The organism is Vreelandella titanicae BH1, assembly GCF_000336575.1.
GTDB classification, from domain to species: Bacteria; Pseudomonadota; Gammaproteobacteria; order Pseudomonadales; family Halomonadaceae; genus Vreelandella; species Vreelandella titanicae.
On the sequence record NZ_AOPO01000001.1, the window covers coordinates 491,683 to 508,131 of the forward strand.

Sequence of the window (16,449 nt, forward strand, 5' to 3'; positions counted from 1 at the left end):
ATGGCATTCCCCCATCCCGACCCGATACTGATTGAGGCCGAGGTTTTCACCACACTGCCGACGTCACTGAGAAGATCCGGCCAACGCTCTTACTGGGCGGATCGCAACCGGCGCGGGGCGGTGGTCGACAGCTTCATTGAGGGCCCATCCTTCGATCTTGAGGGCAACCTGTGGTTCGTTGATATTCCCTTCGGTCGTGTCTTTCGCGCCTCACCTAACGGCGCCGTCGAGCAGATCACCGAGTACGAAGGCCAACCCAACGGCCTGAAGATCAATACGGGCGGGCACATCTACATTGCCGATTTTCGTAACGGCATCATGCAGTTGAATCCGAACACCGGCGAAGTGACCACCGCGCTGGGCGATGCTGACACCGAGGGCTTCAAGGGCTGCAACGACCTGCACTTCGGCCCCGACGGCTCGCTGTACTTCACCGATCAGGGCCAAACCGGCTTGCAGGACCCCTCTGGCCGTGTCTACCGCTGGCACCCGGACAGCGGTCGGCTGGACTGCCTTATCGACAAAGTGCCGAGCCCCAACGGGCTGGTGCTCGATAAGGCTGGCCATGCACTCTATGTGGCGGTAACCCGTGCCAATGCTGTCTGGCGTCTGCCGATCTCGGACAGCGGACGCGTGGTAAAAGCGGGGCTATTCCTGCAGTTTTCCGGCGGCCGTGCGGGCCCGGACGGTCTGGCGCTTACCAAGGATGGTGGCGTGGTGGTCTGTCAGACCGGCATGGGACTGGTTTGGGTACACGATGCGCTCGGTGTGCCAATCGCCGTGGTGAGATCCCCTCGTGGGCTCGGTACCACCAACTGCGCCTTCGGCGGGCCGGAAGGCCGTACACTCTTCATCACCGAGTCTGACACCGGCACTATTCTGCGCGCTGAGCTGCCCGTCGGCGGCTTTCCCATGGCTTCCGGCTGGGGTATGTGATGCTGACGACGAAGCCGCAGCCCTACGACAGCTTCCTTGCCTCCTGTTCCACGACCCAGCGGAATCACCAAGACAGTGACGATGCCGCCAACGAGCGACCCTGGCGCCGACGCCCCGTCGTAGACTCACCGAACCCGCCGCCGCGGCCGGACTGGCTCACCCAGGTTCGGGAGCCCTCGCTGGCTCCGGATCAGAAGATCGTCGATGCCCATCACCACCTTTGGGATCGCCGAGGCTTTCGCTATCTGCTTGAGGAGTTCACCGACGACATCGGCGACAGTGGCCATTGGGTGACTGCCTCGATCTACATCCAGTGCCGGACGATGTATCGCGCGAGCGGCCCCGAGGCCTATCGATCCGTCGGTGAGATCGAGTTCGTTCGCGGCCTCTCCGCTCAGTCGCGTAGCGGCCACTACGGGCCCACCGACGTGGCAACGGCCATCGTTGGCTATGCCGACCTACTGATGGGGGCCAGCGTCGCGCCGGTGCTCGAGGCGCTGATGGAGGCTGGCGGCGGGCGCTTTCGCGGTGTGCGCATGCCCGTCGCGGCGCATCCCGACCCCACCGTTCGTTCCAACCCCGTGCCAGCACCGGAGGGGCTGATGGTCAGCAAGCCCTTCGTCGAGGCAGCACGGCAGCTGTCCCGCCTCGGCCTGTCGTTGGATATATGGGCCTACCAAACCCAGCTCGACGAGGTAGCAACCTTGGCCCGCCGCCTGCCCGAGCTGACCATCGTTCTCGACCATGCTGGAGGGCCTCTGGGCGTCGGATCCTATCCCAGTCCTCATAGTGACCATAACTCGATCCATCGCCAGGCCTGGCGCGACGGTTTGGCGCGACTGGCCGAACTCCCCAATGTGATGCTCAAGATCGGCGGCTTTGGCATGCCAATCATGGGCTTCAGCTTCAACACAGGAAAGACGCCACCGAACTCACAGCACCTTGCCGATGCCATCGCCCCCGACGTGGACGCCTGCATTGAGCGCTTTACACCATCGCGCTGCATGTTGGAGAGCAACTTTCCTGTCGATAAGGGCAGTATCTCCTACGGCGTGCTGTGGAATGCCTATCATCGACTCACCGCCTCCTGGAGCCAGGAGGAACGCAACGCCGTGTTTCACGACACGGCTACACGGGTCTACCGGCTACCCGCCGGTTCATGACCTAACTAACCGCGCCGTTAATGAGCCATGCCCGCAAGTTCAACAACAAGATCGGAGTACGCCAACATGAAACAACGTTTTTTAAGCTTGTCCCTCGCCGCTGTCGCGTCGACTTCCCTCCTGGTCGGCACCAGCCTCGCTCAAGCCGACTATCCCGACAAACCGATCAACTTGGTGGTCGGCTACTCCGCCGGGGGCGGCACGGACGTCATGGCCCGCACAGTCGCTAAGTATCTGGAGGAGCAGTTGGGCGACGGCGCCACGGTGGTGGTTAAGAACATGCCTGGCGCGGGCGGCCAGATCGGATTTTCGGCGCTAGCCTCGGCCAGTCCAGACGGCTACACGATTGGCACCATGAATCTGCCAGCTGCCCTGGCGCTGACCTATGACCGCGAGGCTGACTACGACGTGGACAGCTTCACCTGGCTGGCCAACTTCGTCTCCGACCCTAATACCCTAGTGGTGCCGAAAGACTCTGACATTGCCTCGGTGGAAGACCTGATCGCGTACGCCAGGGACGTCCAAGGCAAGATGCCGGTGGGCCTATCCTCGCTAGGCGGCAACGACCATTTCTCCGCTATCCAGTTCGCCGAGGCGGCCGACATTGAACTAAACTACGTACCGTTTAATGGCGCAGCCCAGGCGCGCAGCGCACTGATGGGCGGGCACGTGGCCATGGGCACCATGGCATATAGCCAGACGGTGGGCTTTGAAGATGAGCTACGCGTACTGGCCGTGCTAGCTGACGAGCGCCTGGAACAAGCCACCAACGTGCCGACGGCGAAGGAGCTCGGCTTCGATATCGAAATGGGCTCGTTCCGCGGCTTGGCGGCACCGGCCAACCTACCGGTTGACATCCGCTCTGCTCTGCTGGGCGCCCTTGAGGATGTGGCCGAGGACATCAACTTTAGCTCCGACATGGCACAGCAGGGCAACCCGCTGAGCGTCATCTATGGGGAAGACTATCGAGCCCTGGCCGAGGCCCAGGATGAGTTGGCGCGGCGCACCTGGGAAGAGACGCCCTGGAAGTAATCTTATTTAACAGACCGACGCGAGGCACTGCTGTCCCGCGCCGGTTTATCTCTATTTCATTCCCCCGGCGCACCAGCCTCACTCAATACATAGTCACACTGAATTACTCCCACTCCCCCCGACCATAGTCGTAAGCCTTTACTGGCCGTTCGTCATGGTATTAGCGGCCAACCCCGATGACATGGGCTTTATCGCCTTTCCTCTCCATAGATACAGAAAAACTTACCACACAGTTAAACATTATTCGCTTTTATCAAGTAATTCTGTACTGTTCACTGCACTAGACAGGCTTTGCCTTTTAGACCATCCGTGAATGTAAACGGGAGTACAACAACATGATCACAAAGTTTTCAACCATCGCCGCCACTCTCTGCCTCGCTAGCATTACCTCGACTCAGGCCCTCGCCGATTATCCAGAGAAAAAGATAGACCTGATCGTCGGCTATGCTGCAGGTGGTGGAACCGACGTCATGGCCCGCACCGTTGCGCCTTTCCTTGAGCAGTATCTTGGCGACGACGCTACCGTCGTAGTGAAGAATATGCCCGGTGCCAGCGGCCAGATCGGCGTCACCGCCACGGCCCAGGCCGATCCCGATGGTTACACTATCGGCACCTACAACCTGCCCGGCATGATGGCCCGCACCCTTGACCGCGACGCCGACTACGACGCCGATAGCTTCACCTACCTGGCCAACGTGGTAGACGATCCCAACGTGATCGTCACACCTAAGAGCAGCGACATCGACAGCATGGAAAAACTGGTCGCTGCAGCCCAGGAACGTGATGGTGCTATCACCGTCAGCATGTCAAGCCTCGGCGGCGATGATCACTTCTTCCTTATTCGGCTCTCCGAGGAGACCGACGCTGAATATACCATCGTTCCCTTCTCAGGCTCCGCGCCGGCGCGTAGTGCTCTCATGGGCGGTCATGTCGCAATGGGGATCATCAACTTATCGGAGGTGGTCAACTTCCGTGACGAGCTAAATGTGCTGGGCATTGCCACCAACGAACGTTCTGAACTACTGGAAGGTGTGCCGACCTTTACCGAGCAAGGCTACGATCTTGTCAACGGTTCGCTGCGTGGGTTTATTGCCCCCTCCGGCCTGCCGGAAGAGGTCGAGGCCAGCCTGATTAGTGCCTTCGAGAAGACGTACGAGGATCCAAAATTCCAAGAGGCTATGCTCAAATCTGGGAATCCTATCAGTCTGACGACAGGAGATGATTTTCAAGCACTTAACGCAGAGCAGCTTGAACTGGCCGAGCGTGTTTGGGAATCCTCACCCTGGAAATAAATTGATTGGCCGGGGTGTTCAATCAACCCGGCCGACCATGGCAAGCCCCCCTTCGTCACGCCCCGTAACAGGATAAAACGTCACCTCCACCATGTCGCTCGACTCGCTTGGTGGTAGACGCTCTACGAGCAAGCCAGCCAGAGAATAGAACATGAAACAGACCACTTCAGGGCAAGGGCCTCATCCCGACCTCATCACCGGTATCGCCATCATTGTTGTCGCAGGGTTTCTTCTGCTACGCACACCCGACATGCCGACCATGAGCTCCCTGCTGCCTATAACAATGCTGAGCACGCTAATCGGGCTCTCTGTATTAATGATCTTACGGGTTTTTGCCGCCACGCGAAGCGAGCGCTTTAAAGCCCCACGGCACCAAATATTCGAGAATTTGCCGCGCTTTCTCGGCATTGTCGTGGCCATTGGGCTCTACGTGGTCAGCGTGAGCTTGATCGGCTTTTACACAACCACCGCGGTTATGGTGCCTTTGGTGGCGTGGAGCTTCGGCTATCGGGATATCAAACGGTTGCTGTTGGCGGACCTGATATTCACCGGAGGCTTGGCAATAATTTTCGCCTTGCTGATGGGTCAGGATCTCCCCACTGAATTCTTTATACGCTGAAAGAGGGCTGACACATGTATGGAAGTTTGATTGATGCACTCCCAGCGGTGCTGTCTCTCGGCAATTTCGCCGCTGTCGTGCTCGGCGTTATAACAGGCATCTGTATTGGTGCCTTGCCCGGGCTCAGCGCCACCATGGCAATCTCGGTACTGATTCCCTTCACCTTCGGCATGGATCCACTGGTAGCACTTGGCATGATGGCCGGTATCTATAACGGCGCCATGTACGGTGGCGCTATTCCCGCGGTGCTGCTGCGCATTCCCGGCACCCCCGCCGCCGTAGCCACCAGCTTCGACGGCTACCCAATGGCCCAGCAAGGCAGGGGCGGCTATGCGCTTCAGGTCTCAGTGGTGTCATCCGCCATCGGTGGCATCGTCTCGGCTATCGTGCTCATGCTATTGGCCCCGCCGCTGGCCAAGGTAACACTGCTGTTTGGCCCCTCCGAGGTTTTCTGGGTCGCCGTCTTCGGCCTCTCGGCCATCGTCTTCCTGCTCGGCGGAGACGTCCTCAAGGGCTTGTTGAGCGCCTGTTTCGGCGTTTTTGTCTCGCTGGTCGGGCTAGACTCTATCTCCGGATATGACCGCTACACCTTCGGCCACCTGGAGTTACTCGACGGCATCAACATCGTGGTGCTGCTCGTCGGGCTCTACGCCATACCGCCGGCAATCGCCCTCCTGGAGGAAGTCGTGGATGTCGACACCTCCACGGCCAAAAAGCTCAATACGACGAGCCTCTGGAAAGCCTTTCCGAGCATGCTGAGATTCTGGAAGACTTGGCTGCGCTCTTCGGTGATCGGCGTGTTCGTCGGCATCCTGCCAGGCGCTGGCGGATCAATGGCGGCTTTTCTCAGCTACAACGAAGCACGTCGCGCATCCAGTAATCCCGAAGACTGGGGCAAGGGCGAACCCGAGGGCGTAGCGGCCTCCGAGACCGCCAACAACGCCGATACCGCCTCAGCACTGATTCCCGCCTTGACGCTCGGCATCCCCGGTACCGCGGTGGCTGCAGTGATGCTCGGTGGCCTGATGATCCACGGTCTGCAACCTGGCCCGATGCTCTTCCGTGACAACCCCGGCATTGTGTTCGGCTTCATGTGGCAGTTCCTGTTCGCCGCCATCTTGCTGATCGTACTTGGCGGCGCCCTGGCCACCAACAGCTTTGCACAGGTTCTGCGTCTGCCGCGTCCACTGCTTGGCGCTTTCATCATCACCCTGGTTCTAGTGGGGGTCTACTCAATCAATGGCCGGATGTTCGACGTTTACTTGATGCTGGGCTTCGGTTTTATCGGCTACTTTATGGACAAACTGAAGTTCCCATTGCCCCCAGTCGTGCTGGGCCTAATTCTCGGTGGCTTCGCCGAGCAGAACTTGCGTCTGGCTCTGCGTATTGGTGGCGGCGATTGGACAGCCTTGGCAGCGAATACAACGTCGAAGGTGCTTATTGCCATGATTCTTCTTGTCATTCTTACGCCACTCTTTTCCCGACTGTCCCGCCGCAAGAAGAGTGAGTCGACGGCATAGTACCTCGTTAATAATTTAGGATGTGCGCCTGCTGCAGCTATGCTTTAGAGCGCCACGGATAAAGGACATCGATGAACGGCACCTACTCACTCTACGAACGCCTGAACCTCATCGAGATCCACCACTACCCCTACTTGGCTGCCTTCCGTCAGCAGATGCCGGCTACCGCGGTTGAGCGTATCGACACAGAGCGCCACCCCGGCGCACTCCACCGAATAACGCACGATGTTGCCGAGCAGTTGGCAGCGGCGTATGACCCCGGGGCACTCTGGGCCAGGGCGAGCCGGTCGCTCCACGCCCATCGCTCCGTCTGCCAGTGGCTGGAGGTAAAGGGCCTCTGGCCGCAGCGCCACGCGTGCTGAGTCGAAACCCTCTCCTAACAGTGGACGGGCCTGATCGCCGAAAAGTAAGTTGTAGTGCCCCATAAAGCCCGCCGCGTGGTAGTCCCTGGGCCGCGTATAGAGCTCTTCGGCGCTTCCCTGCTGCAGGATGTGCCCGTCATGCATCAGGAAGATACGATCAGACATCACCAATGCCTCTTCCTGATCGTGGGTCACAAACAGGGTCGTCAAACCTAATGTCTGCTGGATATCGCGCAGCTGCTGACGTAGATGGCCGCGGATACGGGCATCGAGCGCTGAGAGCGGCTCATCCATCAATAGGATACGCGGCTCAACCACCAACGCTCTTGCTAAAGCCACGCGTTGACACTGCCCGCCGGAGAGCTGGTGGGGAAACTTGTCAGCATGCACATTGAGCTCTACCAGACGCAGTACTTCATCCACCCGGCGGCGGCGTTCCTCATGCGGCACCTTCTGCATACGCAGGCCGAAGGCGACGTTGTCGGTCACCCGCATGTTGGGAAACAGAGCATAATGCTGGAAGACCATGCCAACACCACGCTGCTGCGGTGGAAGTGCGGTGATCTCTTCGCCATCCACCACGATTCGCCCCTCATCCAGCCGATTCAACCCGGCAATAGATCGCAACAGGGTCGATTTTCCGCAACCGGAGGGCCCCAGCAGCGTGACGAACTCACCCTTGGCGATCACCGCATCGATGTGAGAAAACACCTGGGTAGTGCCAAAACGCTTGGCCAACCCCTCGAGATGGAGATAGCCAGCGGCCAGGGGGCTGTCATTGACTACTGGAGCACCGCTTAGGGTCGTCATGGGTTCGCCCCCTTGGTAATGGCGTGACCGGCCTGACGGTTCCCCAACCAGGTTAGCAGCAGGGTGAACAGGAAGAGCGTGATCACCAATGCGCTGGTGAAGTGGCCGCTGGAGCCTCGCATATTGTTGAGATACACCTGAAGGGTCTCGAAGCGCGTCCCTACCAGCATGTTGGCGAAGACGAACTCGCCAATCAGGAAGGAGAAGGACAGGAACACGGCGACCTGCACCCCCACGCGGATGTTGGGAAGAATGACCAGGAAGAAGGCCTTGAAGGGCGTTGCCCCCAGCAGTTGCGCGGCTTCCATCAGTGACCTTACATCGATGGTGCGCAGGCTGTTGGCAATGGCCCGGTAGACGAAGGGCAGCGCGATCGTCACGTAAGTAAACATCAGTATCCAGGGGGTGCCCACCAGTGGCAGCGGGCCGCCAGCGTAGAGTTGCAGCAGCCCTACCGAGGAGACCACAGGAGGCACTGCAAAGGGCACCAGGATAAGGCCACTCATCCAGGCATCCAGCCGTGGGTAGCGGGTATGCGCCAGGAACGCTACCGGCACCACCAGCACTAAACTCAGCGCCAGCGCTCCTACCGTGACCAGCATTGAGCGGGTGAAGGCCCACTGAAAGCGCGGTGTACTCCATAGCTCCCCAAACCACTTCAGGGTCACCCCATCAGGCAGGAGGGTGGCCCCCCAACTGGACGCCAACGCATAACCCAGGGTGGCGAGCAGCGGCAGCGCCAGTAGCGTGAACACACTCCACACCACCAGTGCATAGGGCGACGGCCAGACAAGGCGACGTATTGGCAGTGGAGATTCCTCTGGCCGGGATAAGGTGAGATCAGCGTTCAACGACATAATGGCTCCTGCGCACTATCCACTGCTGAATCAGGGTGACCATTGCCAGTAACCCGACCAGAACCAGCGCCAGGGCACTGGCCAGATTGGGCTGCAGGAAGAGATCCCCCGAGACCAGATTGGCGATACGGATAGTCATGAGGTTGTAGCTGGTATTGACCAGCGCATAGACGGTGGCATAGGCGCCCATGGCGTTGGCGATCAGAATCGTCAGCGTCCCCGCCAGTGCCGGCCGGAGGATCGGCAGACCGATATGGCGCCAGTAGGCGATGCGCCCGGCGCCCAGCAGGCTGGCAGCGTCCCGCCACTCTGCCCGCAATCCTTCGAAGGCAGGAAACAGCAGCAGTATGCCCAAAGGAATCTGGAACCAGGTGTAGATCACGATCAGGCCGTTGCGCGAATAGAGCGAGAAGCTGTCGATCAGCCCCACACGCTGAAGGGCTATGGTCAACACCCCGTTGGCGCCCATCAGGATGATGAACGCGAAGGCCAGCGGTACACCGGCAAAGTTGCTGGTCATATTGGTGAAGGCGATCATCCAGCGCCGCAGCGGACCGCTGGTGCGGGTCAGGCTGTGGCATGCCAGGGTGGCGATGATCAGCCCCAGAAGGCTCGAAATCAGTGAAATCTCCAGGCTGCGCCCAATGGCCTGACGAAAGAAGGTCGAACCCGCGATTTCCCTGAAGTGGCCGAGCCCCCAGGCGCCCTCGACGTGGAAGGCACTGATGGCGATCCAGCCGAGCGGCGCCAGTTGGAAGGCCACGAATACCAGCGCAAAGGGTACCAGCCATAGCCAGGCGGGCAGTAGACGCTTCACGACGCCGCCCTCCCCTCGACCAGCAGCTCGGCGTGATAGGGTTTGTCATGCTCCAGGCCCAGCAAGGTGGCCAAGGTACCGCACAGCCTTGGCTGCTGCAGCGATGCCACCGGCGCATGAGCAAATGCCTCGCCAAATAGCCACAGTGGCACCCGGCGCTCTTCCTCCAGCAGGCCCGAGTGAGAACCATCGGCGTTCATACCATGGTCGGCGGTCACCATCACCTGGTAGCCCTCAGCCAGCCACTGCGGCAAATAGTCTGCCAGGGCGCTATCGGCCCGACGTGCGGCGTTGCGGTACTGGGGCGACTCGCCGCCATGGCGATGGCCGGCATCATCGACATTCATGCTGTGCACCAGCAGAAAGTCAGGGGCGTTGAGCCGGCGCAGCGCTTCGGCGTCGCTGAACAGGTGATCGTCAGGGTAGTGATCCTGCCAGTAGAAGAGGCCCACCTGGATCGCGCTCTCCGCATTCTGGTGGAAACGGTGGCGGGCAGGCACGAAGGGAGCCTCAAGATAGAGCTCGCTGACCCAGTGATAGGCCGCCGCGGCGGTACGCCGCCCTTGGCGAACCGCCAGATCGAATAGGCTGGTGCCCGTTGATCGGCGCACCACCTGGTTATGTACCACCCCAGAGTCCACAGGACGGTCGCCGGTCAGCAAACACTCATAGAGGGGGCGGGACATGGCTGGCAGCTCGCAATTAAGCGCGTGGAAGCTGCCACGGCCCGCTTCACAGAGAGCGTGTAGGTGGCCCATAGCGTGCCGCCCCACGGCATGGTTAAGGCCATCGAGCACCACGAGAATGACGCGGTGAGACATCACAGGCTCCTTGCCGCCTCCTGGGGAGGCGGCCGTCAGTCGGGAAGAGGAGGTGGTTACTGTTGATGGATCAGCACCTGGGACTGCCACTGGCTCGGCAGCTGCCGAGCGCTCATTTCCCAGGCGTCGAAATCCTCTACCGCGCGGGCATTGGCGTACTGCTCATTGGGCAGCAGTTTGGCGGCGATCTTTTCGGGCAGGGTCAGGTGCTCGGCGCGAATCGGGCGGGCATACCCCTCCGCCAAGTTGAACTGCCCCTCGTCAGAGAGGATGAACTCGCGAGCCAGCTTGGCCGCGTTTGGATGCGGAGCGTGCTTGTTGATGATGGTGGCGTAGCCAGAAGTCACCGAGGCATCGCCAGGAATGACCACATCGAAGGCATCACGGTTGATCTGATCACGGTAGTTCAGAGCGTTGAAGTCCCACATCAGCGCAACCTCGACTTCCCCTTTCTCGAGGTTGGCGATGCTGGGATCCGCCAGTGACAACCGCCCCTGGCGGGCCAGTTCGGCAAACAGCTCCAGCCCTGGCAGCAGGTTATTTTCATCACCACCGTTGGCATAGGCGGCGGCGAGCACAGAGCTGTTAGCCTGCGCCGCTTGCCCTACGGCGCCCAGCGCTACGCTGTAGTCGCCCTCGACCAAGTCAGCAAAGGTGCGCGGCCGCTCCGCCTCCGTCACTAGCTGCTTGTTGATCATAAAGGCGATAGTGCCGGTATAGCCCAATACCCAGTGGCCGTCCTCATCCTTGGCCCAATCGGGAATCTCTTCCCAGGTCGTCGGCTTGTAGGGCTGAGTCACGCCTTCTGACACGGCGATGGGGCCAAAGCTGATGCCCACGTCACCGATGTCAACGGTGGCATTTTCACCCTCGGCCTTGAACTTGGCTATCTCCTCGGCGGAGCTCATGTCGGTATCCATATGCTCCAAACCATACTGTTCGTGCAAATCGGCCCAGGTGTCTTTCCAGTTGGCCCAGGAGTCCGGCATGCCGACGCTGTCGACTCGCCCCTCCTCCTGGGCAGCGGCGATCAGTTCGGACAGGTCGGTATCCGCTTGGGCTTGGCTGGCGAGAAGCGCCGTTCCGAGCGCAGCGGTTAGCGTCAGTTGCAGCAGCGACGAGCGTGTCGGATTCACAGTATGGCCTCATTCGGTTAGTCAGGGTGATGCCGCCATCTGGTCTAGTTCAGTAACGGCTAACAAAAGGCATACTAGGGGGTGGAAATGACAAAGGCATGTCGCTTGAATGACATTCACATGTCCTTACAATAGCGGAAATTGCTGCTAAAATTGGCGGTTATAGATCAGACATGTCATCGCCCTGACATGATATCTTCGCTAAAATAACCTGCAGACGACTGCGTGCGAGCTTAAGCAGTCTGAACTAGACCAGAAGCGAGCTTCCTTTGACCACTACGCTGCCACACGCCACGCCATTTAGCGCGGATAACGCTTTACCCCGCCTGACGCCACCGACCAGCCGCCTTCAGCAGGCGCTACTGGGCATGCTGGCCGAGGAGGCCCCCTCTGCCACTGGGCGCCTACCCTCCGAACGACAGATGATGGAGCGCTTCTCAACCACACGCATCACACTACGTGAGGCGTTGATGCAACTGGAGGCCGAAGGTCGCATCTATCGGGAGAGCCGCCGCGGCTGGTTCGTCTCTCCTCCTCGTCTTCGCTACGACTTACTCGCCTCTCTGCCGTTCAAGGAAATGGTAGCGTCCCAGCAGCGCTGCCCGGAAACCGAGGTACTCAAAGCCACCCAGTGCCCTGCCCAACCCAAGGTCGCGGCCCGCCTGGGCATCCTGGAAGGAGCACCGGTTTTCCACATCATCCGGGCACGCCGTATCGATGGGCGCCCCGTGCTATATGTCGAACACTACCTGCGCGCGGACTGCTTCCCCGGGATCCTCGCGCACGACCTCGTGACCTGCTCACTCACCGAGCTCTATCGCAGCCACTACGGCATACGCATCAGCCGTGTCAGCTTCGAGCTCTGCTCCACGGTGCTGCATTGTCGTGCGGCTGAGGCACTGCGCGCGGCCTCAGGAGGGCCTGCTCAGCGCGTCACTCGCATCAACTACGACCAGAATGGCCGAGCCATCGATTATGACGATGAGCTTTGGCGACATGATGCGATTGAACTCACTGTGTCGGCGGCGCCGCAGAGTAGTGCGTAGCGTAGCGCCGCCCCGACGCGTTATAGAGGAACGTTAACCGTTTCGTGCATCAAGCACCCTTGAGCGAGAGCTGCTTTCTGAAAACGGCAATCACGCCATGTTAGAGGGCTACAACTGAAGCATCCGGAGGAGAAACGCAGCCCCCCTGGTCGTCGATATGCTGTGTACCGACAGCGCACACCAGCGGGTCTTCTGGGGCGTCTCCGAAGGCGTGCTGGCCGCCTGTTTATCGTGCTGGCGGGCGATGCCGGGCTGGCCGTATTGCAGGAAGTAATCACCGTGGTCGGCCTGCCGATGTTTATTTTGGTGTTTATCATGATGTTCGCGCTTTACCGAGGCCTCTCCCAAGAAGAACTCAGCGAAGTACGGGTAGGCAGCCCACCTAGGCAGGAAGAGTTGAAGCCGGAAGATTAGGAGATACAAGACAGGGGCCTGCGAGCAATTGCAGGCCCCTGTTTCAAGTGGTGAAGCTAGGTAGGTTGTATCTGCAACCGTCTGCTTCCTAATTAATGCTCAGTTGTGAGCGCGCATTCCTGCGAATCTATCAAAGACAGCTACAATTCACTCCTACAAAGCACTGGGAACAATGCTGTGTGCTCTTCAATAATGGCTACTACATTCGGCGAGACCTTTTCGCGCGTTAGCTCCATTCACGAATAGGTGAAGCGTTGAAAAGAAAGCTTACGAAGCTCAGCCCGCTTAAGCAGCCTATGCTAGGGTAAATTTAGTAGAGGGTTGAGCAGGTAAAAGGCAGAGCATACAAATCGAGATAGAGCATAAAGGCAGTTAATGACTCAAAGCGTTCTATTTCAACTAGCTAAAAAGAAAAATTGGGGATTATAGGCCGGTGATAAACCAAATAGACATAGCAAGCTTTGGAAGTTTCAGCGGTTTGGAGTGGAAGAAGACCGTTCGTGATAGAGGCAAAAACGTTCAGAATTTCAAACGCCTCAACATCATCTATGGACGTAATTACTCTGGGAAGACGACCCTTTCCCGAGTTTTTCGTGCCCTAGAGATACGCAAGACCCCACTCAGCTACCATAACCCCTCCTTCACTATCTACGGGGAGAAGGGCAATGTTACGCATGCAACAATACCGGCTCACAACTATGACGTCCGGGTCTATAACCGTGACTTCGTAACAGACAACCTGGGTTTCCTGGTCAACCAGGTTGATGGGGAAATCAAGACATTCGCCATCGTCGGTGAGCAAAACAAAGAGATTGATGATGCAATTTCAGCCATAGAAACCAGGCTTGGTAGTGTGGAAGGTAAATGCGGTCTTCGGTATGAGCTAGAAACGAAGAAGAAGGAACGTGATCGTACAGAGACCAGCCATAGCACTGCCTCTAACTCTTTGGAAGAAAAATTGCGCTCCCACGCAAATAACGAGATCAAGAAGAATCGGGAGTATGGCTCTCCCGTATACAACATTGGAAGCATTAAAAGTGACATTGCTGCCACTAAGAAGCCTGACTTCGTAACTCTGACTATTGACGAACAAGCTGCAAAGCTTGCTCTATTAAAGCAAGAAGCCCTACCAGATATAACTGGCACATTGGAAATACAACTAAATTTTGATTCATTGCGTAGTGCTGCAGAGCCACTTCTATCAAAAGAAATTACGCCCACAAAACCGATTCAAGAACTGCTTAATGATAGTGTTCTACAACTCTGGGTCAAGCAGGGAATCGGTCACCACCGTAAAAAACGTGATACTTGCGCATTTTGTCGCCAGGCCTTACCAGACAATATTTGGCAAGTACTGGACTCTCATTTTAGTAAAGAGTCTGGAGACCTTGAAGCCGCTTTAGATGCTGCGATCTTGACCGTCAACAATGAGATAAATGCAATTGCTGACTTCAACAGCTTTAAAAGAGACCAGTTTTATACAGAAGAGCGATCTGCTTTTGACACAAGTAGTGCAGCTCTTTCTCATGCATTGGGAGTCTATAAAAAAGATCTGGAAGCACTGAAAAAAGCCTTGGAAGATCGCAAAAGCAACCTCTTTCAGGTCATTTCCTTGAAAGATTCTATTCATGATGACAAAACAATTCAGAAGCATGTGGATGCTATAAATGCGTTGATTTCCACAAGCAACAGCAAGACGAAAACACTTGAAAAAGACAAGACTGCAGCCAGAAATGCACTTCGTCTGGCTAACGTCTATACTTTTTCCCAAGCAATCAATCATGATGACGAAATTGTTAAGATTAACAATTTAAAGACTGACATGGATGGAGCGAGAACTACGTACGACGAAGCTGAGAAGGAAATTCGTGAGTCAGAATCAGCAGTTTCTGCCTTGCGAGCGAAACAGAAGGATGAAAGTAAAGGAGCCGATAGAGTCAACTCCTTGCTCAGTCATTTCTTTGGCCATGATGGAATCAAACTTGAAGCTAAAGACAATTTAGACCAAACAACAGTCAAGTTTGAAATTATCAGAGATGGAAAGTCCGCATACAACCTCAGCGAAGGTGAGTGTAGCCTAATTGCTTTCTGCTATTTTATTGCCAAACTTGAAGATCCCGACAGTATGGGAAAAGAACTTATTATTTATATAGATGACCCTATTTCCAGCTTGGATGGAAATCACATTTTCTTTATATTTAGTCTGATTGAAAGCTTAATTGCCAAACCAATTAAGAATCCCGACGGCTCAAACGCCTACCGCTACAAACAGCTTTTTATCTCGACACACAACCTTGACTTCCTCAAATACTTGAAGCGTCTCTCTATCCCTAAGAAAAAGATCACTGCAGGAGAAGGGAAACAAAAAAGTGTTGATGATAACGAACATTTTATGATTGAGCGTAATGGTGCATCAAGCAACATCTTGCTTATGCCATCCTACCTCAAAGATTACATCACTGAGTTTCATTATCTCTTCCATCAAATCTACAAATGTAAGGATCCAGAAAATGCACATATTAACTATGAGCCATTCTTTGGATTTGGCAATAATTTAAGGAAATTTCTTGAAGCATTTTTATTTTTTAAGTACCCCTATCACGACAACAGAAATGATGCCTTTGAAAGAATCAAGAAGTTCTTTGGAGAAGAGGAAGATACAGCGATTGCGCTAGTAAACCGCCTTAATAATGAGTTCTCTCACCTTGAGGCCGTACCCGATAGAGGTTTCAAACCAGTGGAAATTCCTGAAATATCCAAGGTGGCCAATTATGTTTTGGATAAAATCTATGCCGCTGATCAAGACCAATATAACGCCCTTCTTAAAAGTATTGGAGAACCAGAACGAACATCCTGAAGAAGGCCCTTAGTCTTAGATGCAGAATCATATTAAGCTGCATCTATAAATTAATAGCAGGTAAAAGGTCCTAACTGACGACCAAAAAAGGGGGCCTGCGATTTCGCAGGCCCCCTTTTTTACAATTTGGCGCGCCCGGCAGGATTTGAACCTGCGACCCTCGGCTTCGGAGGCTAATCCCAAGCATCATAGATGAGTTTACCCACCAAAATCACCTATCGAAAAATATCAATTTATTTTATTAAAAACAATAAGTTATTACAAAATAAAGGATTATAACTCTTTCCGCTTTATCCCGATTGACACCGACCGCTGCCCATCGTCACCATCAAAGCGGACACATAGCGTGATTTTAAGATGTCCGATTTTCGGACGGTTTTGACCTTTGGCGGTAGCGCCTTACCTTTACTGCTTAACTCACCATGATGACCACCTTGGCATAAGCACCTAATCCCCCCGCCTATCAGCGTAATAAACTGCCACAATGGCTGAATGGGTATCGCTAATCCCAGCGTGGCACCAATGAAAACACCAATGGCATGATTAGACAGTATTTTCCTAAAGGTACTGACTTCCGAAAAGTGATCAATACCGAGCTACGGAGTGTCATCACTAAGCTAAACGATAGACCAAGAAAGCGACTGGGATACCGAACCCCAGCACAGGGGTTCTTAGGTGAATACTCAGGAGTACTAGAAACCGCAGGTGCTGCACTTATTAGTTAAATTCAGGTTTTAAATGTCCGATAAAAGTGATGAGCAATCTGA

15 protein-coding genes and 1 pseudogene are annotated in these 16,449 nt (G+C 56.1%); 10 read left to right on the top strand and 6 right to left on the bottom strand.

Annotated features, from left to right (window positions below; genetic code table 11):
- From HALTITAN_RS02080 to HALTITAN_RS02095, 4 genes are all read left to right on the top strand, one after another.
- Positions 1-936, top strand: a complete 936-nt coding sequence (locus tag HALTITAN_RS02080) for an SMP-30/gluconolactonase/LRE family protein (RefSeq protein ID WP_039857517.1) — start codon at positions 1-3, stop codon at positions 934-936.
- Positions 936-2,099 (top strand): amidohydrolase family protein, encoded by a 1,164-nt coding sequence (locus HALTITAN_RS02085; RefSeq protein ID WP_141440437.1) that lies wholly within the window; start codon positions 936-938, stop codon positions 2,097-2,099. Before HALTITAN_RS02080 ends, HALTITAN_RS02085 begins: the two co-directional genes overlap by 1 nt.
- A 66-nt stretch (positions 2,100-2,165) precedes the next feature.
- The gene (locus tag HALTITAN_RS02090) at positions 2,166-3,131 is read left to right on the top strand and encodes a Bug family tripartite tricarboxylate transporter substrate binding protein (protein ID WP_039857518.1); all 966 of its coding nucleotides are present in this window, start codon (positions 2,166-2,168) and stop codon (positions 3,129-3,131) included.
- Positions 3,132-3,466: 335 nt separating this feature from the next.
- A complete protein-coding gene (locus tag HALTITAN_RS02095; RefSeq protein WP_009286103.1) occupies positions 3,467-4,423 on the top strand; it encodes a Bug family tripartite tricarboxylate transporter substrate binding protein in 957 nt (318 codons plus the stop codon).
- An 18-nt stretch (positions 4,424-4,441) separates the two neighbouring features.
- Here HALTITAN_RS02095 and HALTITAN_RS26165 read toward each other — a convergent pair whose 3' ends face one another.
- Positions 4,442-4,576 (bottom strand): hypothetical protein, encoded by a 135-nt coding sequence (locus HALTITAN_RS26165; RefSeq protein WP_255200324.1) that lies wholly within the window; start codon positions 4,574-4,576, stop codon positions 4,442-4,444.
- Between HALTITAN_RS26165 and HALTITAN_RS02100 the strand changes: the two genes are divergently transcribed.
- Together HALTITAN_RS02100 and HALTITAN_RS02105 are read left to right on the top strand one after the other, a co-directional pair.
- The gene (locus HALTITAN_RS02100) at positions 4,575-5,042 is read left to right on the top strand and encodes a tripartite tricarboxylate transporter TctB family protein (protein WP_039857519.1); all 468 of its coding nucleotides are present in this window, start codon (positions 4,575-4,577) and stop codon (positions 5,040-5,042) included. The two genes, HALTITAN_RS26165 and HALTITAN_RS02100, sit on opposite strands and share 2 nt — an antisense overlap.
- A gap of 14 nt (positions 5,043-5,056) precedes the next feature.
- Complete coding sequence (locus tag HALTITAN_RS02105) at positions 5,057-6,562, top strand: tripartite tricarboxylate transporter permease (protein ID WP_009286104.1); 1,506 nt, start codon at positions 5,057-5,059, stop codon at positions 6,560-6,562.
- A gap of 86 nt (positions 6,563-6,648) precedes the next feature.
- Here the strand turns inward: HALTITAN_RS02105 and HALTITAN_RS02110 are convergent, their stop codons facing one another.
- From HALTITAN_RS02110 to HALTITAN_RS02130, 5 genes are read right to left on the bottom strand one after another with little or no spacing between them, the layout of a single operon-like run.
- Positions 6,649-7,734, bottom strand: a complete 1,086-nt coding sequence (locus HALTITAN_RS02110; RefSeq protein WP_051051804.1) for an ABC transporter ATP-binding protein — start codon at positions 7,732-7,734, stop codon at positions 6,649-6,651.
- On the bottom strand, positions 7,731-8,591 hold the full coding sequence (locus HALTITAN_RS02115; RefSeq protein ID WP_009286105.1) for an ABC transporter permease: 861 nt from the start codon (positions 8,589-8,591) through the stop codon (positions 7,731-7,733). Before HALTITAN_RS02115 ends, HALTITAN_RS02110 begins: the two co-directional genes overlap by 4 nt.
- Positions 8,575-9,408, bottom strand: a complete 834-nt coding sequence (locus tag HALTITAN_RS02120) for an ABC transporter permease (RefSeq protein WP_009286106.1) — start codon at positions 9,406-9,408, stop codon at positions 8,575-8,577. Before HALTITAN_RS02120 ends, HALTITAN_RS02115 begins: the two co-directional genes overlap by 17 nt.
- Complete coding sequence (locus HALTITAN_RS02125) at positions 9,405-10,229, bottom strand: alkaline phosphatase family protein (RefSeq protein ID WP_039857520.1); 825 nt, start codon at positions 10,227-10,229, stop codon at positions 9,405-9,407. The genes HALTITAN_RS02120 and HALTITAN_RS02125 overlap by 4 nt, the downstream gene beginning before the upstream one ends.
- Positions 10,230-10,285: 56 nt before the next feature.
- Entirely contained in the window at positions 10,286-11,365 is a 1,080-nt protein-coding gene (locus HALTITAN_RS02130) for an ABC transporter substrate-binding protein (protein ID WP_236614917.1), read from the bottom strand.
- 269 nt (positions 11,366-11,634) lie between these two features.
- On the opposite strand from HALTITAN_RS02130, the gene HALTITAN_RS02135 reads away from it, so the two are divergent.
- The 4 genes and pseudogenes from HALTITAN_RS02135 to HALTITAN_RS25895 all read left to right on the top strand — a co-directional run.
- Positions 11,635-12,411, top strand: a complete 777-nt coding sequence (locus HALTITAN_RS02135) for a UTRA domain-containing protein (protein ID WP_009286107.1) — start codon at positions 11,635-11,637, stop codon at positions 12,409-12,411.
- Between the two features lie 162 nt (positions 12,412-12,573).
- Positions 12,574-12,825: a hypothetical protein gene (locus tag HALTITAN_RS02140; RefSeq protein ID WP_039857522.1), complete on the top strand. Its 252-nt coding sequence runs from the start codon at positions 12,574-12,576 to the stop codon at positions 12,823-12,825.
- Between the two features lie 433 nt (positions 12,826-13,258).
- Positions 13,259-15,682, top strand: a complete 2,424-nt coding sequence (locus tag HALTITAN_RS02145; protein WP_009286108.1) for an AAA family ATPase — start codon at positions 13,259-13,261, stop codon at positions 15,680-15,682.
- A gap of 509 nt (positions 15,683-16,191) precedes the next feature.
- Positions 16,192-16,407 (top strand): annotated as a pseudogene (locus HALTITAN_RS25895) (transposase); the annotation flags it as partial.
- Positions 16,408-16,449 lie beyond the last annotated feature (42 nt).

Bases quoted from the DNA above. Each gene is read 5' to 3' on its own strand.
- HALTITAN_RS02080 (WP_039857517.1), top strand. From the start codon at position 1: ATGGCATTCCCCCATCCCGACCCGATACTGATTGAGGCCGAGGTTTTC.
- HALTITAN_RS02085 (WP_141440437.1), top strand. From the start codon at position 936: ATGCTGACGACGAAGCCGCAGCCCTACGACAGCTTCCTTGCCTCCTGT.
- HALTITAN_RS02090 (WP_039857518.1), top strand. From the start codon at position 2,166: ATGAAACAACGTTTTTTAAGCTTGTCCCTCGCCGCTGTCGCGTCGACT.
- HALTITAN_RS02095 (WP_009286103.1), top strand. From the start codon at position 3,467: ATGATCACAAAGTTTTCAACCATCGCCGCCACTCTCTGCCTCGCTAGC.
- HALTITAN_RS02100 (WP_039857519.1), top strand. From the start codon at position 4,575: ATGAAACAGACCACTTCAGGGCAAGGGCCTCATCCCGACCTCATCACC.
- HALTITAN_RS26165 (WP_255200324.1), bottom strand. From the start codon at position 4,576: ATGTTCTATTCTCTGGCTGGCTTGCTCGTAGAGCGTCTACCACCAAGC.
- HALTITAN_RS02105 (WP_009286104.1), top strand. From the start codon at position 5,057: ATGTATGGAAGTTTGATTGATGCACTCCCAGCGGTGCTGTCTCTCGGC.
- HALTITAN_RS02110 (WP_051051804.1), bottom strand. From the start codon at position 7,734: ATGACGACCCTAAGCGGTGCTCCAGTAGTCAATGACAGCCCCCTGGCC.
- HALTITAN_RS02115 (WP_009286105.1), bottom strand. From the start codon at position 8,591: ATGTCGTTGAACGCTGATCTCACCTTATCCCGGCCAGAGGAATCTCCA.
- HALTITAN_RS02125 (WP_039857520.1), bottom strand. From the start codon at position 10,229: ATGTCTCACCGCGTCATTCTCGTGGTGCTCGATGGCCTTAACCATGCC.